Annotated in this window: 22 protein-coding genes and 2 tRNA genes; 14 read left to right on the plus strand and 10 right to left on the minus strand. The window is 47.3% G+C overall.

Annotation, left to right across the window (positions count from 1 at the left end):
- Window positions 1–2: 2 nt before the first annotated feature.
- Window positions 3–1,484, minus strand: a complete 1,482-nt coding sequence (gene cysS, locus CLV82_RS12585) for a cysteine--tRNA ligase (protein WP_133644705.1) — start codon at window positions 1,482–1,484, stop codon at window positions 3–5.
- 15 nt (window positions 1,485–1,499) lie between these two features.
- On the minus strand, window positions 1,500–2,180 hold the full coding sequence (gene folE, locus CLV82_RS12590; protein WP_133644706.1) for a GTP cyclohydrolase I FolE: 681 nt from the start codon (window positions 2,178–2,180) through the stop codon (window positions 1,500–1,502).
- Window positions 2,181–2,320: 140 nt separating this feature from the next.
- Between folE and CLV82_RS12595 the strand changes: the two genes are divergently transcribed.
- Window positions 2,321–4,126 (plus strand): T9SS type B sorting domain-containing protein, encoded by a 1,806-nt coding sequence (locus CLV82_RS12595; protein WP_133644707.1) that lies wholly within the window; start codon window positions 2,321–2,323, stop codon window positions 4,124–4,126.
- 98 nt (window positions 4,127–4,224) lie between these two features.
- Window positions 4,225–5,658: a T9SS type B sorting domain-containing protein gene (locus CLV82_RS12600; RefSeq protein ID WP_317128291.1), complete on the plus strand. Its 1,434-nt coding sequence runs from the start codon at window positions 4,225–4,227 to the stop codon at window positions 5,656–5,658.
- Window positions 5,659–5,709: 51 nt separating this feature from the next.
- Here CLV82_RS12600 and CLV82_RS12605 read toward each other — a convergent pair whose 3' ends face one another.
- Together CLV82_RS12605 and CLV82_RS12610 are read right to left on the minus strand one after the other, a co-directional pair.
- Entirely contained in the window at window positions 5,710–7,218 is a 1,509-nt protein-coding gene (locus CLV82_RS12605) for an outer membrane protein transport protein (protein WP_133644708.1), read from the minus strand.
- Window positions 7,219–7,250: 32 nt separating this feature from the next.
- Window positions 7,251–8,474, minus strand: coding sequence for a hypothetical protein (locus tag CLV82_RS12610; protein WP_133644709.1), 1,224 nt, complete (start codon window positions 8,472–8,474; stop codon window positions 7,251–7,253).
- A gap of 97 nt (window positions 8,475–8,571) precedes the next feature.
- Here CLV82_RS12610 and proS point away from each other — a divergent pair, with 97 nt between their 5' ends.
- The 4 genes from proS to rpsT all read left to right on the plus strand — a co-directional run bounded on the left by proS (window position 8,572) and on the right by rpsT (window position 10,647).
- Window positions 8,572–10,047, plus strand: a complete 1,476-nt coding sequence (gene proS, locus CLV82_RS12615; protein WP_133644710.1) for a proline--tRNA ligase — start codon at window positions 8,572–8,574, stop codon at window positions 10,045–10,047.
- Between the two features lie 104 nt (window positions 10,048–10,151).
- Window positions 10,152–10,223: transfer RNA gene (locus tag CLV82_RS12620), tRNA-Glu, on the plus strand.
- A gap of 48 nt (window positions 10,224–10,271) precedes the next feature.
- Window positions 10,272–10,343, plus strand: a tRNA-Glu gene (locus CLV82_RS12625).
- Window positions 10,344–10,395: 52 nt separating this feature from the next.
- Complete coding sequence (gene rpsT / locus CLV82_RS12630) at window positions 10,396–10,647, plus strand: 30S ribosomal protein S20 (protein WP_133644711.1); 252 nt, start codon at window positions 10,396–10,398, stop codon at window positions 10,645–10,647.
- A gap of 61 nt (window positions 10,648–10,708) precedes the next feature.
- Here the strand turns inward: rpsT and CLV82_RS12635 are convergent, their stop codons facing one another.
- Entirely contained in the window at window positions 10,709–11,311 is a 603-nt protein-coding gene (locus CLV82_RS12635) for a short chain dehydrogenase (protein WP_133644712.1), read from the minus strand.
- Between the two features lie 83 nt (window positions 11,312–11,394).
- Window positions 11,395–13,038 (minus strand): transcription termination factor Rho, encoded by a 1,644-nt coding sequence (gene rho / locus CLV82_RS12640; RefSeq protein WP_133644713.1) that lies wholly within the window; start codon window positions 13,036–13,038, stop codon window positions 11,395–11,397.
- A gap of 193 nt (window positions 13,039–13,231) precedes the next feature.
- On the opposite strand from rho, the gene CLV82_RS12645 reads away from it, so the two are divergent.
- Window positions 13,232–13,642, plus strand: coding sequence for a DUF4293 domain-containing protein (locus CLV82_RS12645; protein ID WP_133644714.1), 411 nt, complete (start codon window positions 13,232–13,234; stop codon window positions 13,640–13,642).
- A 68-nt stretch (window positions 13,643–13,710) separates the two neighbouring features.
- Here the strand turns inward: CLV82_RS12645 and CLV82_RS12650 are convergent, their stop codons facing one another.
- The gene (locus CLV82_RS12650; RefSeq protein ID WP_133644715.1) at window positions 13,711–14,208 is read right to left on the minus strand and encodes a metallophosphoesterase family protein; all 498 of its coding nucleotides are present in this window, start codon (window positions 14,206–14,208) and stop codon (window positions 13,711–13,713) included.
- A gap of 123 nt (window positions 14,209–14,331) precedes the next feature.
- Between CLV82_RS12650 and truA the strand changes: the two genes are divergently transcribed.
- Together truA and CLV82_RS12660 are read left to right on the plus strand one after the other, a co-directional pair.
- A complete protein-coding gene (gene truA, locus CLV82_RS12655) occupies window positions 14,332–15,108 on the plus strand; it encodes a tRNA pseudouridine(38-40) synthase TruA (protein WP_133644716.1) in 777 nt (258 codons plus the stop codon).
- A gap of 24 nt (window positions 15,109–15,132) precedes the next feature.
- Window positions 15,133–16,899: an ABC transporter ATP-binding protein gene (locus tag CLV82_RS12660; RefSeq protein ID WP_133644717.1), complete on the plus strand. Its 1,767-nt coding sequence runs from the start codon at window positions 15,133–15,135 to the stop codon at window positions 16,897–16,899.
- A 2-nt stretch (window positions 16,900–16,901) separates the two neighbouring features.
- On the opposite strand, the gene CLV82_RS12665 is transcribed toward CLV82_RS12660, so the two are convergent.
- From CLV82_RS12665 to folP, 3 genes are all read right to left on the minus strand, one after another.
- Window positions 16,902–17,594: a DUF3667 domain-containing protein gene (locus CLV82_RS12665; protein ID WP_243744215.1), complete on the minus strand. Its 693-nt coding sequence runs from the start codon at window positions 17,592–17,594 to the stop codon at window positions 16,902–16,904.
- Between the two features lie 95 nt (window positions 17,595–17,689).
- Window positions 17,690–18,475 (minus strand): diadenylate cyclase CdaA, encoded by a 786-nt coding sequence (cdaA, locus tag CLV82_RS12670; RefSeq protein WP_133644719.1) that lies wholly within the window; start codon window positions 18,473–18,475, stop codon window positions 17,690–17,692.
- Between the two features lie 108 nt (window positions 18,476–18,583).
- Entirely contained in the window at window positions 18,584–19,489 is a 906-nt protein-coding gene (folP, locus tag CLV82_RS12675) for a dihydropteroate synthase (protein ID WP_317128292.1), read from the minus strand.
- Between the two features lie 42 nt (window positions 19,490–19,531).
- On the opposite strand from folP, the gene CLV82_RS12680 reads away from it, so the two are divergent.
- The 5 genes from CLV82_RS12680 (at window position 19,532) to CLV82_RS12700 (ending at window position 23,192) form a co-directional block, all read left to right on the plus strand.
- On the plus strand, window positions 19,532–20,080 hold the full coding sequence (locus CLV82_RS12680) for a DUF1599 domain-containing protein (protein ID WP_133644720.1): 549 nt from the start codon (window positions 19,532–19,534) through the stop codon (window positions 20,078–20,080).
- Window position 20,081: 1 nt separating this feature from the next.
- Window positions 20,082–21,182 carry a BT_3928 family protein gene (locus CLV82_RS12685; protein WP_133644721.1) on the plus strand — a complete coding sequence of 367 codons (1,101 nt, stop codon included), beginning with the start codon at window positions 20,082–20,084 and terminating at the stop codon, window positions 21,180–21,182.
- Window positions 21,183–21,254: 72 nt separating this feature from the next.
- Window positions 21,255–22,004 carry a triose-phosphate isomerase gene (tpiA, locus tag CLV82_RS12690; RefSeq protein WP_133644722.1) on the plus strand — a complete coding sequence of 250 codons (750 nt, stop codon included), beginning with the start codon at window positions 21,255–21,257 and terminating at the stop codon, window positions 22,002–22,004.
- Between the two features lie 54 nt (window positions 22,005–22,058).
- Window positions 22,059–22,895 (plus strand): 50S ribosomal protein L11 methyltransferase, encoded by an 837-nt coding sequence (gene prmA, locus CLV82_RS12695; protein ID WP_133644723.1) that lies wholly within the window; start codon window positions 22,059–22,061, stop codon window positions 22,893–22,895.
- Window positions 22,896–22,916: 21 nt separating this feature from the next.
- Complete coding sequence (locus CLV82_RS12700; protein WP_133644724.1) at window positions 22,917–23,192, plus strand: ATP-dependent Clp protease adaptor ClpS; 276 nt, start codon at window positions 22,917–22,919, stop codon at window positions 23,190–23,192.
- Window positions 23,193–23,237: the final 45 nt, after the last annotated feature.

Below are 23,237 nucleotides of genomic sequence, written 5' to 3' on the forward strand. Positions count from 1 at the left end.
TTTCAGTTCATACTGAAGGTAGTGCCTTCTTTCCCGTCTTTCAACTGTATGCCCATGGCAGCGAGTTCATCCCGGATCTTGTCTGAGGTCTTAAAATCTTTATTGGCCCTCGCTTCGTTACGAAGAGAGATGAGTAATTCCACTACCCCGGGTAATTTATCGGATTCGCCCTGGCTTCCGGCTTTAGTTTCCAGTCCAAGCACGTCAAACACAAATGCATTCATGGTTTCCTGCAGCAGTGATTTATCCTGCTGGCTGATCGTCTCCTTGCGCTCCTTGATCTGGTTGATATGTTTTACCGCTTCGAACAATTGTGCAATTAACACGGGGGTATTAAAATCATCGTTCATAGCATCGTAGCACTGTTGCTTCCAGGCAGCAACATCAAAATCCGATTGATCGGATGCCGGCAGCCATTCTATGGCTTCAATGGCTTCCATCAGCCGGTGGTAGCCCTTTTCAGAAGCTAACAAGGCTGTGTCACTCAGGTCCAGGATACTGGAGTAGTGTGCCTGCAGCATAAAGAAACGCACCACTGAAGGGCTGAAGGGTTTACTGAAGATCTTGTTCTCCCCGGTAAAGATCTCTGTAGGTAAGACGTTGTTACCGGTAGATTTCGCCATTTTTTTCCCGTTCAGGGTAAGCATATTGGCATGCATCCAATACCGGACCGGGCTCACCCCGTTGCTGGCTTCGGCCTGGGCGATCTCGCACTCGTGGTGCGGGAATTTCAGGTCCATTCCACCTCCGTGTATATCAAACTCTTCTCCCAGGTACTTGGTGCTCATGGCCGTGCACTCCAGGTGCCACCCGGGGAAACCGTCTCCCCATGGAGAGGGCCAACGCATGATATGCTGGGGTTCTGCTTTCTTCCATAAGGCAAAGTCCTGGGGACTGTTCTTTTCATCCTGGGCTGCCAGTTCCCTAGTATTAGCGATCATATCTTCCAGCTTCCTGCCGCTGAGCTTGCCGTATTCGTGTTCCTCGTTAAATTTCTTCACGTCAAAATATACAGAACCATTACGCTCGTAGGCAAATCCCTTTTCTAGGATGTCTTTTATGATCTCTATCTGTTCTATGATATGACCTGTAGCAGTAGGCTCAATGCTGGGAGGAAGCATATTGAATTGTTGCAGGATATTGTGGAAATCCACGGTATACCGTTGAACCACTTCCATTGGTTCTATCTGCTCCAGCCTGGCTTTCTTGGCGATCTTGTCCTCGCCCTGTTCTGCATCATCTTCCAGGTGTCCGGCATCGGTTATATTGCGAACGTAACGAACTTTATACCCCAGGTGTTTCAGGTAGCGGAAGATCATATCAAAAGACATGAAGGTCCTGCAGTTCCCCAGATGCACATTGCTGTAAACGGTCGGTCCGCAGACGTACATGCCCACGTGACCCTCGTTCAGGGGTCTGAATTCTTCTTTAGTACTGCTGAGGGAGTTGTAAAGTTTTAAAGTCTGATCCTTGTATAGTTGCATCCGGAATGTAGGCGGTTAAAAGTTGGTATCCAGGTTTATATAGTCCAGGAATTCCCTGCGGGTGGCGTCCTCTTTGAATTTACCACCGTATTCAGCGGTAACGGTACTGCATTCCACATCCCTGATTCCCCTTGAATTCACGCAGAGATGTTTGGCATCAATGACACAGGCGACGTCTTCTGTTCCGAGGACCTCCTGCAATGCCTTTACGACCTGCTTGTTCATTCGTTCCTGTACCTGAGGGCGTTTGGCAAAGTAATCCACGATACGGTTCATCTTGGAAAGACCTACCACGGTCCCGTTAGAGATGTAGGCGATGTGGGCTTTCCCAACTATTGGGAGCAGGTGGTGTTCGCAGGTAGAATATACAGTGATATTCTTCTCTACCAGCATTTCGCCGTATTTGTATTTGTTCTCAAAGGTCGATGCCTTCGGCTTGCGTTTTGGGTGCAGGCCTCCGAATACTTCCTGAACATACATTTTTGCGACCCTCAGCGGGGTGCCACGGAGACTGTCATCCGTAAGGTCTAACCCCAGGGTTTCCATGATCTGTCTTACATTCTCCTGTATCTTGGAGATCTTTTCCTCATCACTGAGATCAAAGGCGTCTTTCCTTAATGGCGTCTCACCGGTAGATGATTCATGATCGTCTCCCATGCTTTCCAGTTGCTCTTCCAATTGGCTTTCAATTTTCATTGGTCAAATAGACTTTTTCAAAAGCCAAAGATATACATAATATGGCACTTTATAGCCCTAAACACGGCCTTCACAACATAAATTAGTGTTAACCCTGTCCCCTGCATACATTTAACGCATATCATGATTACCAACCGTTTATGAAGGGGAAATGTGCGCTTCTTGTATTGAGCCTCATACTCGCAATCCAAAACCTGTCAGCACAGGTTTCTGCGGATTGTGCGAGTGCTATCCCTATTTGTAATGATACCCCTGTAAACGGCGGCACCCAGGGTTTTGGAACAGATGACTTTAACGGTGCTTCGGAGACGGGCTGCCTGGAGGAGACGACCAGCGGGGCGATCGAGTCTAATTCTGCATGGTACCGGTTCAGAACCGGGGCAAGCGGGGAGCTCGGATTTAATATTGGCTTCGATACCACTGAGGACTGGGATTTTGCACTGTATAAAGCATCCGACTGCGGTTCTCTCGGGGAACCTGTTCGCTGTAATTTCTTCGACAACAGTGACGAGGAGGCTTATATGGGGGTAGGGGAAGACCCGACCGGGAACCCGGAAACCGTACTTTACGAGGAATGGCTGCAGGTAGAACCCGGGGAAGATTATTACCTGCTTATCAATAATTTCAGCAACACCAACTCCGGCTTTTCCATACAATTTACAGGAAGGATATTTGAAACCAATCCTTATGATGCCCTGGATTGTTCTATCATTGACAACCTGCTGGGGCCTCCCGTAGTCGCTTGTGATAACGAAACTTTTGAGATCGATGCCGAAACTGAGAACGCTGATACCTATGCCTGGTACAGGGATACCGGGGCAGGATACCAGCTGCTGGAAGGAGAGACAACATCAGTTTATGAAGTGACCGAATCTGCCATGTATAGGGTGGTAGTGAGCCTGGATGACGGTAGTTCTTTAGTGAGTGACGTACAGGTTGCTTTTACCGAAGCCCCCACAGCCTTCCCTGCAACCGATGAAACCCTTTGCTCCGGCGAGCTGTATTTTGATCTGTCAATGAAGGATAGTGAAGTTCTAGGTACACAAGATCCTGAAAAGGTCCGGGTGAGTTACCACCGGAGCCTCTCCGAAGCTGTAGACGGGATCAATGCTTTGCCCAGGGAGTATCCCCTGATGATCGGGACAGAGACCATCTTTGCCCGCACGACCTCCGTAGAGAATTCCGGTTGCTTTGACGCTTCCACGCAGTTCCAGCTGACGGTAGGGAGCAGCCCGGTAATAAATTTCGAGACCGATGTCTATATCTGCGAAAGCCGGGATGCGATCGTTATTGGAGACCTGGATCCAAACCCGGATTACAGTTATTCCTGGAGTACAGGGGAAAACAGTCCCGCTATAGGTATCACCAACGAAGGAACATACAGTGTACTTATTACCAATACGGCTGATGGGCTCGGCTGTGAGACTACAGCTACTGTAGAGGTTGTAGTTTCCCTTGCACCAAAGATCACCGAGGTGATCATCGATGACCTCAGGCCCGAGAATTCCGTGGAGATAATTACAGACATTACAGGGGAATTCGAATATCAAATGGATGACGGACCCTTCCAGCCCAATGGTCGCTTTACCGACGTGGTGCCCGGCATTCACACGGTGACCATCAATGACATCAAAGGATGTGGCCAGGTCACCGAAACCATCACCGTGGTAGGCTATGTTAAATTCTTTACCCCTAATGGGGACGGGGTAAACGACGAATGGGAGATCGTTGGGCTTGATGCCCTGCAGGATCCGGAGCTGCAGATTTTTGACCGTTATGGGAAAGTACTCAGGGTAATGGATAAAAATAGTACCGGATGGAACGGTACATACCAGGGGCACGATCTTCCGGCGGCCGACTACTGGTTCCGGCTTACTTATACCGACCCCAGGGGTCAGAGGGTGGAAGCCAAATACCTGGATGCTCATTTTTCACTAACCCGCTGATTGTTTGGTAGTTCAGGAAATGCACCCTGTTACTTGCTCGAAAAAAGCCCTCTGAACATAATAAATAGTCAAAAGGGCTAGTTATACTATAAAATTGTTTGAACAAGTTAGCTCCGATCTCCATGCGCACTTACCTGGGAAGCCTACTCCTATTTTTCTGCAGTATATGGGGCCTATGTGCCCAGAATTCGGCTGATTGCCGCTCTGCTATTCCTGTATGTGCTGATGCTCCCACCTTTGCTGCGGCAGATGGAATGGGAGATATAGAAGATTTTGATCCTGCCCTAATCAACCAGACCGGTTGCCTGGAAAAAGGGAGTGTAAGTTCTGACAATATTGAAAACAATACTTCCTGGTATGTCTTCCGTGCGGGGACTGATGGCCAGATCGGGTTTGATATTGAAGCCCTGCCGGCCAGTGGAAATACGGTGACGGCCGAATGGGATTTTGCCCTTTACGGTCCCGATGTTAGCTGTGCCGAGATCAGTGATGGCAGTGCCCAGCCGATTCGCTGTAATTACGAGACCAATAATACCAGGTTTACAGGGGTTGGAGTAAATCCAGAAAATGGCCAGGCAGGTGAACCACCATTGACCCAGAACCAGAACACCTATGACGAATGGCTGCAAGTCAGGGCAGGGGAGGTATACTACCTGCTGATCAACAATTTCAATACTAATTTTAACGGGGACCCGGAACCCTATTCTCTCACATTCACGGGGAGCAGTGTGGATGCAGACCAGAACAACGCTTTGGACTGTACCATCAGGGATGAATTCCTGGGACTGGATATTACGGCTTGCGAAGGGGATCCCGATATTGTACTAAGTGTCAGTAACTCTCCCGCCGGCCCGGATATCGCCAATATTACCTGGTCCTATGATGATAATGATGACGGCAACCCGGTCGTTGTGGCAAATGGACCCACTGAAACCGAGTATACCGTAAGCAGCCCAGATTCAGGGCGCTATTTCGTAGTCGTGGAGAATACTGCAGGGCAGAGTTATATGGATGATATCCTGATCACCTTTAACGGACCGCCTGTTTTTGACCGGGTGGAAGTGCTGAGCGAATTATCCGATAACAATACGGTGCAGGTATTTGTGCAGGGTAACGGGAGATACGAATACGCTGTCAACGGGGGTGAATTACAAGATTCCCCGATCTTCCAGGATGTCCCCCCCGGCCTTAACACTGTACTGATCAATGATAAGGATGGTTGTGGTTCGGTAGGACCGGAACAATTTTTAGTCGTGGGTTATCCCAAATACTTTACCCCGAACGGGGATGGAATCCATGATTTCTGGAATATCCTCGGGATAGAAACCCTGGAGGATCCGGTGGTGTATATTTTTGATCGCTATGGAAAGCTGCTAAAGCAATTGGATGATATTACCCTGGGATGGGACGGTACTTTCAATGGCCGGAGGCTGCCCTCTACCGATTACTGGTTTCGCCTGGAATACACTGCCGATCTCAATGGTACCCCTACACCACAAGTACTGCAATCTCACTTCAGCCTGAGGCGATAAAAAAAAGCCGGGATGGTTCCGGCTTTCTTCTGTATATAAGATCTGGGTAAATTAAAAGTTCAGGGTGTATCCCAGCGATACGTTGGTATTCACCGCCTGAATACTGGCAGGGGTCGTAAGCCCGATATCAAAGAATCGCTGGCTGCTGTCTCTCTCGGACCGACTGAAAGCGAGGTCCAGTCGGTTGGGGCCAAAAGAATACCCTATACCTGCGGAATAGCCTGTCAGTTCACCGATAGTACTCCCGTCTACAAACGGGCTGTCTTCAAATCGGTACCCGGCTCTTAAGCTTACCTGGTCTATCCTGTATTCCCCGCCGAGACGGTAACTGTTTACAGCTCCAAGAAGGTTCCGGATGTCATCATTCTGCGCCCTGAAGAAGGGATCAGCAGAAGGTCGTAATTCTGCCTGGGACATATCCTGGTAGCCGTAATCAAAGCTCAGCAAACCTTCTTTTCCAAAGACCATGGCAACACTTCCGGTCAGTTTAGACGGAGTTTTAATGGTATAAGCCTCGAAGAGGTTGACAATATTAAAATCGATGAACCCGATATCCGTATCAGCCAGGTCAGAATTGATCCTCTGGGCTGTATCATCGGTCAGCCTGTACCAGGTGGGAGACTGGTAACTACCGCCAACCCTGATCTGGTCAGAGAGTTTTGCAATGGCTCCAAGGGAGAATGAAAATCCAGATCCTTCGGTATGCAGCAGGTTATCAAAAGTGGTAAACTGGATTTCCGAGTCGGCATCATATCCTCTTTCATCAAAGAAGGTAACCTTGTCCATCAGCACAGTATGGAAGTTCAGGGATGCGCCCAGGTACAACTGCTCCCTGTACTGGGAGGCCATATTCAGCGTGAATTTACTGTTGTAACCTGAAGTTCTCTGGAAGAATTCCTGGTTCACAGAACTGTAAGAGGCATTAGACAGGTAAGTCGTGTTGTTATCATCATCCGGATCAGCAGGATCGATGATTCCCCCGTAATATCCCAGGAAGGCCTGTTGTTCCGTAAATCCTAAGCTTGAACCTATATCCAGGTAAGCATCCTCTATAAATTCCCCATCACGCAGTAATAGTTGTCCGAAAGGAACACCTGCTGCACTCTCGAGGAAATAATTGTCAATACCCTGGGTGCTGTTCCCCGTGGCATAGATTTCATTGTCAAAATTCTGGACCAGGTCGTAATTGATCGCCAGGGCCAGTTTCTTCCAATCAGAGGAACCGGACCGTTTATTGAATACAAAAACTCCACCTACCTGGTTGATCTCAAGGAAATTTGATTCATCCGTACTGGTGCTGTTAAAGTAGGTAGCCCGGTTATCGCGGTTATAGTTACTCGCTGTAACGCCAAAGGTGCTGAAGCTGAAAACCGCAGACCCCGCAGGGTTAATATTAAGGGCAGAAAGGTCACCTCCCAGGGCACCGAAAGCACCGCTCATCGCCTGGAACCTTGCGGTTCCCTGCAGGTCTTCGCCACTGTATCGCAGCACATCGTTTATGTTCTGGCCATTTGCCGTAACGCAAAGCAGAGCCAGGAATAAGAAACTTACTCTTTTCATGTTTTTCAAATTAAGGTGATGAAACACGCAGGTTATGAATTACGCCTGCCACTACTTCGTGAACTACCGGAAGACCTGGTGCCGGAAGACGATCTGCTCGGGGAAGAGCTTCTCATGGTTCCGGAACTCCTGCTGCTCCCGCTGCTACGGCCAGAGCTGCGGTATCCCGAACTGCGGGAACTGCTACGGGTAGAACCCCTGTAACCCGAACTTCGCTGTGGGGAACTCCTTTGGGGAGTGCTGCGATAAGTCCGCTGGTTGGTACCTTGTCGGTACGAACCGCTGCGTTGGGGGGTGCTACGGTAATTTTGGCTCCGGGTATTACCATTGTATTTAGGGGCAGTTCGGGTACTGCGACTAGACCTGTAGGCTCGGTTCCGTTCTACGGCAGACCGGCTGGAACTACGGGTTGTAGCCCCGCTGCGGTAATTACGTGAATCCCTGTATACCGCAGACCTGTCCTGGTTAGACCTCCCACTGTTGCTCCTGTACCTGCTGTCAGATCGTCCCTGGAGGTTAGATCGTCCCCTGAGTTCAGTAGCGGAACGCGAATCCCTGTAGATGCCACGCCTTGTGCGGTTGTAGGCATAAGTATTGCCGCGATATGGCCAGTTGTAAAAATTCCTGTAATAGTTATTGTAGTAATACGGGTAGTAATAAGGGGAGTAGAATCGTCCACCCCAGCCCCAGCCATATCCATAGCCGTAAAAGCCACCACCCCAGAAAGGATCATAGAACCCGCCGTAATACCAGGGGTTATTCCATCCCCAGCCCCAGCGGAACCTGTTATATCCCCAGGGGTATCCCAGGCCGAATCCCAATCCATAACCAAAGCCGCCCCAGCCCCAGTTATCATCGTAGATATTGATATTTACATTGGTTGCATTGTCTCCCCAGCCGCCATAACCATTATAGGTATTGTCAGTGGCATAATAGCTGGTATCCACACCAAGGCTGTCCTGTTCGGAATCACTGTAATAGGAATCGATATCGGTGAAAACCTCGCTTTCAAGGATCTCATCGTATTCCTCGGCTTTTTGCCCGAAATAGTCACCATATACATTAGTATCATTCCTTACCACTTCCGGCTGTCGCTGTCCTTTTTCAATTCGGACAGTCTCCCCTCCATCAGCATAAATACCGTCAGAGTCGTAATAGGAAGCCTGTTGATAAGAACCACAGGATTGCAGCAACAGTCCTAGCAGGACCACTGGCAGCAGTATCTGTGGGATGGGGCGTTGTATGGATTGTATCATGGTGATAAATTTAATATTGTTGAACAATTAAAAATAGTTAGTTTTACCGAACTATTTCCGTTAAGGAAGTCACAAGTTTTATGCCAAAGTATAGCTAATGGGTAAAAATCTAACAAAACGCAGCGAAGATTATTCCAAATGGTATAACGAACTCGTTGTGAAAGCCGATATGGCTGAGAATTCAGGGGTTAGGGGTTGTATGGTCATCAAACCTTATGGATTCGCGATCTGGGAGAAGATGCAGGCACAGTTGGATAAAATGTTCAAGGAAACAGGGCATGAGAATGCATATTTTCCGCTGTTTATTCCAAAATCATACCTGAGTAAAGAAGCCAGCCATGTGGAAGGCTTTGCCAAAGAGTGTGCCGTGGTAACTCATTATCGCCTGAAGAATGCAGAGGATGGCAGTGGTATCATCGTAGATGAGGATGCCAAGCTGGAAGAGGAGCTTATTGTAAGGCCCACTTCCGAGACCATTATATGGGATACCTATCGCAAATGGATACAGTCTTACAGGGACCTTCCCCTGCTGATCAACCAATGGGCGAACGTGGTACGCTGGGAAATGCGTACCCGGCTCTTCCTGCGGACGGCAGAATTTCTATGGCAGGAAGGGCATACGGCTCATGCCACCAAACAGGAAGCCATTGAGGAAGCAGAGACCATATTGAACATCTATGCCACATTTGCAGAAGAGCATATGGCAGTGCCTGTAATACAGGGAACCAAGACCGAGAGCGAGCGCTTTGCCGGGGCAGTGGAAACCTATTGCATAGAAGCATTGATGCAGGATGGGAAAGCATTGCAGGCAGGAACCTCCCATTTCCTTGGACAGAACTTTGCCAAGGCATTTGATGTAAAATTTGCTAATAAAGAAGGGGTACAGGAACATGTCTGGGCTACTTCCTGGGGAGTATCTACCCGGCTGATGGGTGCACTGGTCATGACGCACAGCGATGATAACGGGCTGGTACTGCCCCCAACGCTGGCGCCTATACAAGTAGTAATTGTTCCTATTTATAAAGGAATAGAGCAGCTGGATGAGATCGCGGAAACCGTAGATCCACTGGTAAAGGAATTGCGGGCCAAGGGCATTTCTGTCAAATTTGATAAACGAGACACCCATAAGCCCGGATTTAAGTTCAACGAATACGAATTAAAGGGGGTGCCGATCCGCCTGGCGATAGGGCAGAGAGACCTGCAGAACGGCACATACGAAGTGGCGAGACGTGATACGCTCAGCAAAGAGACCGTTGCTGCATCAGAAGTTGTCGACAGGATCGAGTTCCTGCTGCAAGACATTCAGAAGAATATCTTTGAGAAGGCGAGAACTTACCGGGACGAACATATTACCCGGGTAGACAGTTACGAGGAATTTAAAAAGGTTCTGAAGAATAAGGGAGGATTTATATCAGCCCATTGGGACGGAACCACGGAAACGGAAGATCGTATTAAGGAGGAGACCAAAGCGACCATTCGTTGTATTCCAATTGATGCGGAAGAGGAAGAAGGGGAGTGTATAATCAGTGGTAAACCTTCCTCCAGGAGGGTGCTTTTTGCCAAGGCGTATTAAAGTCACTAAAAAAAATTCTATACCTCTTGCGGTAGTAAAAAATAATTGTATTTTTGCACCCACCTAATCGAAAAAAATTAGGCGCCGCTAAGCGGTAATTTATTGGCCCGTTCGTCTAGGGGTTAGGACGCCAGGTTTTCATCCTGGTAACAGGGGTTCGATTCCCCTACGGGCTACTAGCAGTTTCCAAGGACTGCAGCTCGCGGTACTTGGAGTTATTTATTGGCCCGTTCGTCTAGGGGTTAGGACGCCAGGTTTTCATCCTGGTAACAGGGGTTCGATTCCCCTACGGGCTACAAGTTTACAGTTCGCTTTTTTGCGACGGAAAAAATTATAAGAGGAAGAAAGATGGCAAATCACAAATCTGCATTAAAGAGGATAAGAAGAAACGAGTCTGTGCGCCTTCGTAACAGGTACCAGCACAAGACCACCCGTAACGCGATCAAAAAATTGCGTAGCGAAACTGACAAGAAGGCTGCCGAGACCTTGTTGCCAACCGTGGTCAGTATGATCGACAAATTATCCAAGCGCAATATCATCCACGCTAATAAGGCTGCAAACCTTAAGAGCAAGCTGATGAAGCAGGTTGCTACCCTTTAATTAAGGAAATTATATCAAAGCATATATCCTGGCCTTTCGGCCAGGATTTTTTTGTTTATAGCTATTCGTAAATTCGAATAATTTCTCCCCTGCCTTTCCCTTCCACACTGCGGACATAAGCCCTCACTACCTTATCCATGGGAACAGGATTGTGACCCGGGAAATAGGATTCATATTTTTCTACGGCATCCTCCACCAGCCCTGACGATACTGCGTTTACCCGTATTCCTTTTTTTATTTCCAGGTCCACGGCCTTTACAAAACTGTGAATACCCCCGTTCACCATAGCTGCACTAGTGGTCATAGGTACCGGGTCATCGGCCAGTATTCCCGTGGTCAGGGTAATAGATGATCCCTCTGTGAGGTATTTGGCACCATACCGTACCAGGTTTACCTGCCCCATTAATTTACTTTGTAGTCCTATGGTGTAATCCGCTTCATCCATATCCGAGAAAGGCGCCCATTTTGCCTCCCCGGCAATACAAATTACAGCTTCTATATCCTGGACCTCCCGGTACATTTTCTCGATACTTTCGGTCTTGCTGATGTCAACCTGAACATCCCCGCTGTTGCGGCCGGCCAGGATCACCTCGTGCGAACGGGAGAAATGGTCTGCAACCTTTTTCCCGATAGTTCCGTAACCTCCTATGATCACTATTTTCATATGTCTGTATTTTTGATATTACAGGATAAAAAAAATCCCGGTACCATACAGTACCGGGATCAGTTTTTTATAAGAATCCTGTTTTACTGACTCATGGTCATCAGGAACTCTTCGTTGTTCTTGGTCTGCTTAATACGCTGTTCCATGAATTCCATCGCTTCTACAGGGTTCATGTCTGCAAGGTATTTGCGCATGATCCACATTCTCTGAATGGTATTCTCGTCCAGTAACAGGTCATCTCTCCTGGTTGATGAGGAGATCAGGTCTATGGCTGGGAAAATTCTGCGGTTACTGATACGCCTGTCTAGCTGTAATTCCATGTTACCGGTACCTTTGAATTCCTCGAAGATAACTTCGTCCATCTTAGAGCCGGTCTCGGTCAGTGCTGTCGCGATAATAGATAGGGATCCACCGTTTTCTATATTCCGGGCAGCTCCGAAGAAGCGTTTTGGTTTGTGAAGCGCATTGGCATCCACACCTCCGGAAAGAACTTTCCCGGATGCAGGCTGAACCGTGTTGTAAGCCCGTGCCAAACGAGTAATGGAATCGAGCAGGATGACGACATCATGGCCGCATTCTACCAGGCGTTTTGCCTTCTCCAGTACGATGTTGGCTACTCTTACGTGTTCTGTAGCTTCTTTGTCAAAGGTAGAAGCAACAACTTCACCGCGTACATTACGTTGCATATCCGTAACCTCTTCCGGTCTTTCATCGATTAGAAGGATGATCTGGTATACTTCCGGGTGGTTGGCCGCGATAGCGTTAGCGATATCTTTCAGCAACATGGTCTTACCCGTCTTAGGCTGGGATACGATCATACCACGCTGTCCTTTCCCTATAGGGCAGAACAGGTCCATGATACGGGTAGAGATATTGCTCTGGCGCTCGGCCAGTTTAAATTTTTCTCTTGGGAATAACGGGGTTAAATGCTCAAAGGATACGCGGTCTCTTACTACCTGCGGATCCATCCCGTTAATTTTGTTCACTTTGATCAGTGGAAAATACTTCTCACCTTCTTTAGGTGGTCTGACGTTCCCTAAAACAGTATCCCCGGTTTTCAGACCAAAAAGTCGGATCTGGGATTGGGAAACGTAAATATCATCAGGGGAAGACAGATAATTGTAATCTGAGGATCTTAAAAACCCGTAACCATCCTGCATAATATCCAGGACTCCTTCGCTTTCGATAATGCTGTCAAACTCGTACTCGGGTTGCTTGTACTTGTTCTTCAGGTCTTTGTCAAAATTGTTATTGTCTTTCTTTTCCCTGTTGCCTTTAGGGTGGGAACCTCTTTTATCCCTTGATTTCTGTGGGGGATTATTGCGGTTACCGGTATTCTGCTGCCTGTTGTCCTGTTGTTTCTCTTCAGGCTTCTCCTGTTTTTCAGCTTTGGCAGTGGGAGCTTCAGATTTTTGCTGTGAAGCGCTGTCATTGCTGCGGCTGTCCTTTGGATTGTCCTTGCTGACACGTGCTCTCTTAGGTTTGTTCCTGGAATCCTTGTTCTGAGGTTCCTTGTTCTGGGAGTCCTTGCTTTGAGAGTCCTTGTTCTCGGTTGGAGCAGCAGCTACAGTTTCCTGCACAGCTTTAGGATTGCTGGCCTGAACATCGAGGATCTGGTAGACCAGGTCTAGTTTTTTCAGGGTTTTGTACTTGGAAACATTTAAATCTTTAGCAATGCTTTGAAGCTCGGGAAGCTTCTTTGCTTTTAAATCTGAAATCTCAAACATCGAGTATTGAATAAGTTATACTTTGGTAAAAAAGTCTATGAAGTAATGTTATTGTGGGTGTTACGAGGGAATGATATCCCAGTCGGTAAGTGTTGCATCTAATAACAAAGCAATATTACAAATAATTTTCAATATTTGCCCTGTAAAATTCAAAAAGACCTGTATTTTTGCACTTCGAATGACCATTTAGACCATGATCCAAAGAATTCAGAGCTTATATTTACTGATCGTTGTGATTTTAGGAGGTGTACTTCCTTTCTGGCTCAACCTGTGGTCTGATGCTGATGGTAATGCTATGTTCGCAAAAGATGATGTATTCATCTCAGCGGCCTTTTTTGGATCGGCCCTGTTGGCCATAGTTGCCATTTCCCTTTACAAGTTTCGAAAAAAACAGTTTATTGCAAACCGTTTTAATATCATATTGAATCTTTTTTTACTGGGATTTTTCGTTTACCGATCGCTAAACTTATCCGGAGAAACTTCGGTTTCAGAGAAGGGTATTGGGATGTTGATTCCTGTATTTTCTATCGTTTTCTTGGTCTTGGCCAACAAGTCCATAAAGAAGGATGAAGATCTTGTAAAATCTGTTGATCGCTTACGTTAAACCTAACATCTTAGTAGTATTAGTGCGTAAGACCCTGATAAGCATTGCTTGTCAGGGTTTTTTGCGTTTCAGCCCCGCTTGCCTAATTCGATCACTTCAAGGTTCCGGATGTCTTTTCCCGATATGGAAAAACGCAACATCGTCCTTACCTGGTGAAATCCCTGTTTACCGCAGGCACCGGGGTTCATGTGCAGCAAGCCTAATTTTTTGTCGTTCATCACTTTAAGAATATGGGAGTGGCCGCAAATAAATAATTTTGGGGGGTCCTGGGTCAGCATTTCCCTGATCCTGTAATTGTAGGCCCCGGGATATCCCCCGATATGGGTGATCCACACGTCAACCTCTTCACATTTAAAACGGTTGTGCAGCGGGAATTCTCTCTGGATCTGGTGGTTGTCGATATTGCCGTAGACGGCCCTCACTGGTTTTAGCTCCTTTAGCGCGTCGGTTACCTCCAACGTGCCTATGTCACCGGCGTGCCAGATCTCATCGGCTTGTTTTGCATATTTAAGGATTGTCTTATCCATGTGTCCGTGGGTATCGGAGAGAAGAAGGATGTTGGTCATTGATTCAGGATATTTTAAAAAATGCTCTGTGCCACTGTTTCCGGAAAGCAACGGCATAGCCAGGATGGGTTAGTAAATAAAAGATTCAGGTATCTTTGTGGCTCACAAAAATAACGATAACCCTTGAGATATTTTATACACTTCTCTTATGATGGTACGGCTTACCACGGTTGGCAGATGCAACCCAATGCACTTACGGTGCAGCAGGTACTGCAAGGTGCTGTGAGCACCTTGCTGCGGCAAGACACGCCCCTTACGGCAGCGGGGCGAACAGATGCAGGGGTACATGCGCGGCAGATGTATGCACATTTTGAGACAGAGAAGTTAGAAGACAGTGAGCAATTGGTATACAGGTTAAATTCCCTGTTACCTGAGGATATTGGGGTTCGGGAAATTTTCCCGGTACCCGACGAGGCACATGCCCGGTTTTCTGCCACGGGAAGGTCTTACGAATACTGGGTCAGTTACCAGAAAGATCCTTTCCTGAGGGATCATGCGCTCTGGGTAAAACAGGAGCTGGATGTGAGGGCGATGAACAAGGCCGCTGAACTGTTGCTGGAACACCGGGATTTTGAATGTTTTTCCAGGTCGCAGTCGGATGTCAAAACGTTTATCTGTGACGTCCGCAGGGCGGAATGGATACAGGAAGAACAAAAGCTGGTATTCCATATAACCGCCGATCGTTTCCTCCGGAACATGGTGCGAGCAGTAGTTGGTACCTTGCTGCAGGTAGGGATGGGGAAGATCGGGAAAGAAGATGTTAATGCAATTATAAAAAGTAAGGATAGGGGAGAGGCAGGAGCCTCCGTAGCTGCAAAAGGATTATATTTGACCCGGGTCGATTACCCGGAGTCATTGATGATTTACCGCGATGATCAGGCGGGCAAATCTCACAGTTAAAGCACATATTGACGATATTCTTTTATGGACCAGGAAGGCGGGAAAGCATTTGATTTAAGGTTATTTAACAGGCTGATGGAGCATACAAAGCCCTATCGACTTACCTTTTACGGTGTTGCCCTGGCAGCTATCCTGATATCTGGCTTTGCTGTTCTTACCCCGCTCCTTGTAGGTGATATCGTAGACGAAGCCATCAAACAGGAAGATGCGAAAGAACTCCTTAACCTGGTGCTGGCCCTGGGAGGAGTATTGATCGGCCAGGTTATCAGTCAATTGCTATTTAATTACTACGCGAATTGGCTCGGGGAATCAGTGATCCGCGATGTAAGGATCCGGCTGTTCCGTCATATGATGGGATTCCGGATGAAATATTTTGACAATTCTTCTATCGGGGTACTCGTCACCAGGTCTGTGGCTGACCTGCAGCGAATCGGGGAGATCTTCAGCCAGGGATTTTTCGTGATCGTGGCAGACCTGCTGAAAATGTTAGTAGTGGCCATTACGATGCTTGTGATCAACTGGAAATTATCACTGATCGTTTTCAGCCTGCTGCCCCTGATCATCTATGCCACCCGGCTTTTCCAGAAAGCCATGAAGAAGGCCTTTATCGATGTGCGGGCACAGGTTTCCAACCTGAATTCATTCGTTCAGGAACGTATCACCGGGATGAAGATCGTACAGCTCTTTACCCGTGAAAAAATTGAAAGCAGGAAGTTCAGGGAAATCAATAAGAAACACCAGGATGCCTGGCTTAAAACGGTCTGGTATAACTCTTTCTTCTTTCCTATTGCCGATATTGTTTCCTCCATAACCGTCGGTCTGATCGTCTGGTACGGTGGGTTATTGAACGTGACCAATGTTAATGTGGAGGAGTACGGGATGATCTTTTCCTTTATTATGCTCTCCGGTGAATTGTTCCGTCCATTGCGGCAGATTGCAGATAAATTCAATACCCTCCAAATGGGTATGGTTGCCGCGAACAGGGTATTCAAGATCCTTGATACCAAAAGTCATATCGAGGATGCCGGGACCCTGGTCAAGGAAGAGGTTAAAGGAGATATCAGCTTCAGGGATGTCCGATTTGGTTACTTGCCTGATGAAGAGGTGCTGAAAGGGATCAGTTTCGAAGTCAAGGCCGGTCAGACCATGGCCATAGTTGGTGCTACCGGAGCTGGTAAGTCAACGATCATCAACCTGCTCAACCGTTTTTACGAGATCCAGTCGGGCAGTATCTGTGTGGATGACATCGATGCCCGGGAGTACAAGCTTGCTTCCCTGAGGAGTCATATCGCGATTGTCCTGCAGGATGTATTCCTCTTTGCGGATACCATCGCCAATAATATATCCCTGAAAGATCCCAATATAACCCCGGAAACGATCGAGGCGGCGGCCAGGCAGATCGGAGTGCACGAGTTCATCAGTACCCTTCCCGGGGGCTACCAGTACAATGTAAAGGAAAGGGGCACCATGCTTAGCAGCGGACAGCGGCAGCTGATCGCTTTCCTGCGGGCTTATGTGAGCAACCCCAGTATCCTGGTTCTTGACGAAGCAACATCCTCCGTGGATACCTATACAGAGCGGCTGATACAGAAAGCCACGGATAAAGTGACCGAAGGTCGTACCTCCATCATCATTGCTCACCGCCTTGCGACGGTTAAAAAAGCGGATAAAATCTTAGTGATGGATGCCGGCCGGATCGTAGAGACCGGGACCCATAAGGAACTTCTGAAAAAAGGAGGGTATTACAGCAACCTGTACGAAGCCCAGTTCCTGGCCGAAGAGGTTGCCTGAGTTCAGGCAGGTCTGAAATCGCTGAGCGAAAGTATTCCACTGGCGAAAAAGAACACCATCATCAGCATAATCAACCCGATATAACCCATAAAAGCCAGCAGGCTGAACAACAGGCCCCGACCCACGAATGCGGTAGTGGAATAGCGGTGGATCCTTTGTTGTACATAAAAAGAATAAATCAACATCGTCAGCATCATGGGAATACCCATCTTCATATAGGTGTCAGGAGAAAAAATAAGAATGGCAAGACTTACGGGGAAGGATAGGATACTCCATTGAGCCATGATATATAGAAAGGTGATGATGTGTTCTGTCAGCACATAATCTTTTTTATTGAAGGTCAACCGGCCTGCAATACTGAATACCGGTATATACAGCAGGAAAACAAAACTGGAAATATCCATGACCACATCCATCATCTTATTCATGGTTTCCTCCCTGACTCCTGAATTAAAAATGTCATAAGACATCTGGTCCTGGAAAAATTTCTGGAGCAGGAAAAGCAATAAACCGGCCAGGGTCAGGGCGATACCCAGGTAACTGATAGGGTTGAGGTATTTCTTCCGCAGCCCCCCGATATATCCCGAGATTACGACTTCCGGTTGGGTGATCAAATGAATGAAGGTGAGGGTGATCGAGTTATCAAGGTTGAAATAGCGCTCTGCTATATCCTGCCACAGGTTTTTAAAATTCAACCGGTTACGTATAACCTTTGCTCCGCACTTGTTGCAGAAATTGCTGGAGGGCTCAAGTGGGGCAGAACAATTTTTACAGGTCATTAACTGGAAATTTAAAGCAGGTCTTTCTTCAGCATCTCTGTTAACTCAGGGATATCCTTATACAGTACAAATTCCCCGTTCTTGATATAGGATATTTGCCCGGATTCTTCACTGACCACGAGTACCAAAGCATCTGTCTTTTCTGTAATGCCCACAGCTGCCCGGTGGCGTAGCCCGAACCTGAGAGGGATATTCTTCTCTTTGGAAATAGGAAGGATAACCCTGGTGGCCACGATATAATTGTCCTGGATGATCGCTGCCCCATCGTGGAGCGGACTGTTCTTGTAAAAAATACTTTCCAGGATGGGCTGGTTGATCTCGGCGTACATCTTGTCCCCGGACGACTTGACAAAATCAAGGGAGTTGCTCCGCTCAAATACGAGGATTGCACCGGTTCTGCTCTTGCCCATTTTTTCGCAGGCGCTGAGGATGGCATCCAGGTCTACCTTGGTATTGATCGTCTCTTCTCTCAGGAATTTGAAATGACGCAGGTACTGCCTCTTGTTGGCAAAATTGGTAGAGCCGATCATGAGCAGGAATTTCCGGATCTCCTGTTGGAATACGATTATCAGCGCGATAAGTCCCACTTGCATAAAGCCGCCCACCATACTGCTGATCATCTTCATGTTCAGGAGTTCGGTGGTTTTCCAGAAAGCCCAGATAATCACGATCCCGATAAAAATATTGATGGCTACCGTACCGCGAACCAGCTTGTACACGTAGTAAAGTAGAATAGCGACGAGGACGATATCTATCAGGTCCGTGATCTTAAAATCAAGAAAGTTCAGAAAATCCAATCCGTGCCGTTTTTGGTAAATTTAGCAATTACACGCATAAATGTAGGGATTTGAGATTTTACCCGTTAAAATAATTTGAGTTGTTATGAAATGCGCTGTCGTAAGCTGTTAATTTACAGCAGTTAAGCTTTCTTTCAGCTTTTCGTGCAGGGTGATGCATTCCATTGCTGCCTGAACATCATGTACCCTTAAAATACATGCTCCTTTCTGCAAGGCATAGGTATTCAGGACAGTAGTGCCATTCAGGGATTGATCCGGATCCACCCCTAGAAATTTATAGATCATGGATTTCCTGCTTAACCCGGCAAGGACGGGGAATCCGAATTCTGATAAAACCTCCAGCTGGGCGAGTAAATGGTAGTTCTGGTCCAGGGTCTTCGCGAAACCAAAACCCGGGTCAAGGATACAGTCCTTTATCCCGTGATCATGGGCCTCTGCTATTTTTTCCGAAAAGTAGTGCCCGATAGCAGTGAACAGGTTGTCGTAAGAAGTGAGTTCCTGCATGGTTTTCGGGTTTCCCCGCATATGCATCATAACATACGGGGCCTGGAACTCACCCACCACCTGCATCATCTTTTCATCACCGTTGCCTGCGGTGATATCGTTGATCATCGCGGCTCCTGCTTCCAATGCCTTCCGTGCAACCTCAGACCGGAAGGTATCTACAGATATTAAGACACCGGGATAATTTTCGCGAAGCAGTGAGATCACTGGGATCACGCGTTGTATTTCTTCTTCCAAAGGCACTTCATCAGCCCCGGGCCGGGAACTGTAGCCGCCCAGATCTATAAAGGTCGCCCCTTCATTGAGCATATTACCTGCCTGTAATACTATGGATTCTTGGTCATTGTAGCGTCCCCCGTCGTAAAAGGAGTCGGGCGTAAGGTTCAGGATTCCCATCACCTTGGGTTGGGTGAGGTCCAGCAGTTCACCTCGGCAATTCAGGGTCATATTCGTGGAAGTTTGTGCAGCTCTCTTGCGCTTCGGACCTCTAAAAGCCCTACTTTTGAACATTTCATTATTTTAGCGAAATTTACGCAAATTACCAGTAACTACATGCAGCAAACTTCGGAACAATACGACGCGGTGATCCATACGTGCCGGGAGTTATTTAAAAAGAAAATGAAGGATTACGGCAGTGCCTGGCGGATCCTCCGGTTGCCGTCGCTTACAGACCAGGTGTTTATCAAAGCACAGCGAATCCGTGGTTTGCAGCAAAACGCTGTACGCAAGATCGACGAAGATGAGCGATCAGAGTTTATCGGGATCATCAACTATTCGGTCATGGCCCTGATCCAGCTCGAATTAGGAATTGCGGAACAACCGGACCTTGATGAAGAAGAGGCCCTTTCCCATTACAACAAACAGGTCGGGGAAACCAAGCGGCTCATGGAAGACAAGAACCATGATTACGGGGAGGCCTGGCGCGAGATGCGCGTGAGTTCCCTCACAGACCTTATCCTTCAGAAATTGCTCAGGGTTAAACAGATAGAGGACAATAAGGGGAAAACACTGGTAAGTGAAGGGATTGAAGCAAACTACCAGGATATGGTCAATTACGCTGTATTTGCCATGATCCACCTAAACTCAAAAGCAAATATCTGATATGAAATATCTGGTGGGCGCAGCCCGATGGATTGTTGGAATCCTTTTTATTTTCAGTGGACTCATCAAATTGAACGACCCTGTGGGGTTCTCCTTTAAACTGGAAGAATACTTCAGCCCTGCTGTCCTGGACCTGGATTTTTTAACTCCTTATGCCCTGGCGATCTCTCTATTCGTGGTCATCCTGGAGGTTTTACTTGGGGTGATGCTACTGGTTAGGTTCCGGGTGAAATTTACAGTCTGGAGCCTGCTCCTGATGATCATCTTCTTTACCTTCCTGACTTTTTATTCCGCATATTATAACAAGGTGACTGATTGTGGTTGCTTCGGGGATGCGATCAAACTCACCCCCTGGGAATCCTTTACTAAAGATATTATCCTGCTGATACTCATCGTATTCCTGTTCGTGAAACGGGACCTGATATCAGCAGTAGCAACCTATAAAGTAAGAAGCTTGGTGTGCCTGCTGGCCCTGGTTGCCTCAGTAATCTACGCCAATTACGTGTTGAACCATCTCCCCGTGGTGGACTTCCGGCCCTATAAGCTAGGTGCTAACCTGGAGGACGGCATGAATGTTCCCGAAGATGCGCCCAAACCAATTTACGAGTACGCCTGGAAATTCAATGTAGACGGGCAGGAAAAGATCGTAGTCACCCAGGGAGAATATCCAAGCGTGGAAGGGGAATTTATCGGGGTAGAAACCACCGAGATACAGGAAGGTTATGAACCCCCTATCCACGATTTTACCATAGAGCAGGGTGGGCAAGACTTTGCGGCAAACATGTTGCAGGAAGATCGCCTGGTTATGGTGATCGCTTACGACCTGGCCAAAAGCAATCTGCATGCATTTACGGAAGTACGCGAAATGGCTAAGGAGGCAAAATCTGCCGGTTACAAGGTGATAGGGATGTCGGCTTCCGATGAGGAACAGGCGGCCACTGTCAGGAAGAAATACGGCCTGGATTTCGAATTCTATTTTACAGACCAGACTACCCTGAAGACCATTATCCGTTCTAACCCGGGTATCCTGGTGTTGCATAAGGGAACGGTGGTGCAGAAGAAGCACCATAACGATATTGATGAACTGACTTTTAAAAAATAAGGAGCTAAATCAACCCGGCAATCAAACGGGTAGGAGTAAGTTTAGCGGGAATATAATTTTAATACGAGACTTATGAGAAACAAGATAGTAGCAGGGAACTGGAAAATGAACAAAGACCGGGAAGAAACTGAAGTCCTGCTGGCAGAACTGGCAGCTAAGCTTCCGGATACCACGGCCGAGGTCATGGTGGCACCTACCTTCGTCAACCTGCAGGAGGCGGTGCGTTTACTGGAAAACTCTACCATACAGGTTATTGCACAGAATATGCACTACGCCGATAACGGGGCCTTTACCGGCGAGATCTCGGCGCCAATGCTCAACAGTATCGGGATAGATACAGTGATCCTTGGGCACTCGGAAAGACGGGCGTATTTTGGTGAAACTGACGAACTGCTGGCGAAAAAAGTAGCCGCTGCCCTTGAAAAGAATATGAGGGTGATCTTTTGTTTCGGAGAAGAACTGGAAGATCGTAAGTCCGGGAAACACTTTGAGCTTGTGGAAAGTCAGCTCCGCAACGCGTTGTTCAACCTGGAGGCCGATGACTGGAACAGGATAGTCCTGGCTTATGAACCGGTTTGGGCTATCGGGACAGGGGAAACTGCCAGCCCCGAACAGGCACAGGAAATGCATGCTTTTATCCGTAAAGTGATCACCGACAAGTATAACGGAGAACTGGCAGAAAAGATATCAATCCTTTACGGGGGGAGTGTAAAACCCGGGAATGCTAAAGAGATCTTCTCTAAACCTGATGTTGACGGGGGATTGATTGGCGGTGCCTCTTTAGTGGCAGATGATTTCATGGCCATCGTGGAGGCTATTTAAAGATTCCCCATTGTGATGTTGGAAAAATTGAGATAAGGAAACAGGGAATAGATCATGGAAAAGGAATATTTTATTGAATACAGCTTCAGTCTGAAACCTGTACAGCCGTATTCGGATATACTGGTGGCCGAACTGTCCGAGCTGGGGTTTGACAGTTTTGTTGAAAATGAAGATGGCCTGCTGGCCTATATCGAGGCTGATAGCTGGCATAAGGATATACTGTCAGGAATTCATATCCTCAAACAAGCCGCTGCAGGGATCAACTACAATTATAAACGTGTTGCCCAGCAAAACTGGAATGCCAAATGGGAAGCGGATTTTCATCCCATAGAGCTGGGCGACCTTTGCAGGGTACGGGCTCCGTTTCATGAAAAAAAGGATGTCAAGTACGATATAGAGATCGCCCCGAAGATGAGTTTCGGAACAGGGCATCACGAAACTACCTACATGATGCTGCAATGGGCTCTGGAGGTAGATTTTGATGGATTATCCGTTTTAGATATGGGATGTGGTACCGGCGTGTTGGCTATTATTGCCGCGATGAAAGGTGCAGCCGAAATTGATGCCATTGATATTGATTCGTGGAGTTATGAAAATGCAAGGGAGAATGCAGAACGCAACGGGCAGGAACATATCCGTGTTCTTCATGGCGATGCAGAGCTGTTAGGGGAGAAGCTGTACGATCTTATCTTTGCTAATATCAATAAGAACATCCTTCTGCAGGATATCCCCGTCTATGCCTCCTGCCTGAAGGAAAACGGTATATTATTATTGAGCGGGTTCTACAAAGAAGACCTGGACGATATCACCGGCAGGTGTGCCGAGTTTGGGCTAAATCATCAAAAAAATATTTTAAAAAACAATTGGGTTTCAGCTAAATATGTAATTTAGGAAGTGAATAAAGTCCGTGCTATGAGTACCAAGGAAAAACTTTTAGAAGAATTATTACTCGAGGAAGAAACCCTGAAACAGAACGAGATCGTCCTTTTTAACGATGACGTAAATACATTTGATCATGTGATTGATACCCTGATCAGTGTTTGCGACCACACCCCGGAACAGGCAGAGCAATGCTCCCTGATCGTTCACTACAACGGGAAATGCACTGTTAAAACCGGCGAATACACCGATCTGAAACCTCGTTGCAGTAAGTTGCTGCAAGCTGGTCTTAATGCAGAGATCATTTAATAAACCTGCTGTTTCGGGACTATTCCCTTATCCTGTAAGATTTAG

The sequence above is a fragment of the Zeaxanthinibacter enoshimensis genome (assembly GCF_004362865.1).
Classification (GTDB): Bacteria; Bacteroidota; Bacteroidia; order Flavobacteriales; family Flavobacteriaceae; genus Zeaxanthinibacter; species Zeaxanthinibacter enoshimensis.

Excerpts from the sequence above, each read along its gene's own strand:
- cysS (WP_133644705.1), bottom strand. The coding sequence starts at position 1,484 with ATGCAACTATACAAGGATCAGACTTTAAAACTTTACAACTCCCTCAGC.
- folE (WP_133644706.1), bottom strand. The coding sequence starts at position 2,180 with ATGAAAATTGAAAGCCAATTGGAAGAGCAACTGGAAAGCATGGGAGAC.
- CLV82_RS12595 (WP_133644707.1), top strand. The coding sequence starts at position 2,321 with ATGAAGGGGAAATGTGCGCTTCTTGTATTGAGCCTCATACTCGCAATC.
- CLV82_RS12605 (WP_133644708.1), bottom strand. The coding sequence starts at position 7,218 with ATGAAAAGAGTAAGTTTCTTATTCCTGGCTCTGCTTTGCGTTACGGCA.
- CLV82_RS12610 (WP_133644709.1), bottom strand. The coding sequence starts at position 8,474 with ATGATACAATCCATACAACGCCCCATCCCACAGATACTGCTGCCAGTG.
- proS (WP_133644710.1), top strand. The coding sequence starts at position 8,572 with ATGGGTAAAAATCTAACAAAACGCAGCGAAGATTATTCCAAATGGTAT.
- rpsT (WP_133644711.1), top strand. The coding sequence starts at position 10,396 with ATGGCAAATCACAAATCTGCATTAAAGAGGATAAGAAGAAACGAGTCT.
- CLV82_RS12635 (WP_133644712.1), bottom strand. The coding sequence starts at position 11,311 with ATGAAAATAGTGATCATAGGAGGTTACGGAACTATCGGGAAAAAGGTT.
- rho (WP_133644713.1), bottom strand. The coding sequence starts at position 13,038 with ATGTTTGAGATTTCAGATTTAAAAGCAAAGAAGCTTCCCGAGCTTCAA.
- CLV82_RS12645 (WP_133644714.1), top strand. The coding sequence starts at position 13,232 with ATGATCCAAAGAATTCAGAGCTTATATTTACTGATCGTTGTGATTTTA.
- CLV82_RS12650 (WP_133644715.1), bottom strand. The coding sequence starts at position 14,208 with ATGACCAACATCCTTCTTCTCTCCGATACCCACGGACACATGGATAAG.
- CLV82_RS12660 (WP_133644717.1), top strand. The coding sequence starts at position 15,133 with ATGGACCAGGAAGGCGGGAAAGCATTTGATTTAAGGTTATTTAACAGG.
- folP (WP_317128292.1), bottom strand. The coding sequence starts at position 19,489 with ATGTTCAAAAGTAGGGCTTTTAGAGGTCCGAAGCGCAAGAGAGCTGCA.
- CLV82_RS12680 (WP_133644720.1), top strand. The coding sequence starts at position 19,532 with ATGCAGCAAACTTCGGAACAATACGACGCGGTGATCCATACGTGCCGG.
- CLV82_RS12685 (WP_133644721.1), top strand. The coding sequence starts at position 20,082 with ATGAAATATCTGGTGGGCGCAGCCCGATGGATTGTTGGAATCCTTTTT.
- tpiA (WP_133644722.1), top strand. The coding sequence starts at position 21,255 with ATGAGAAACAAGATAGTAGCAGGGAACTGGAAAATGAACAAAGACCGG.
- prmA (WP_133644723.1), top strand. The coding sequence starts at position 22,059 with ATGGAAAAGGAATATTTTATTGAATACAGCTTCAGTCTGAAACCTGTA.
- CLV82_RS12700 (WP_133644724.1), top strand. The coding sequence starts at position 22,917 with ATGAGTACCAAGGAAAAACTTTTAGAAGAATTATTACTCGAGGAAGAA.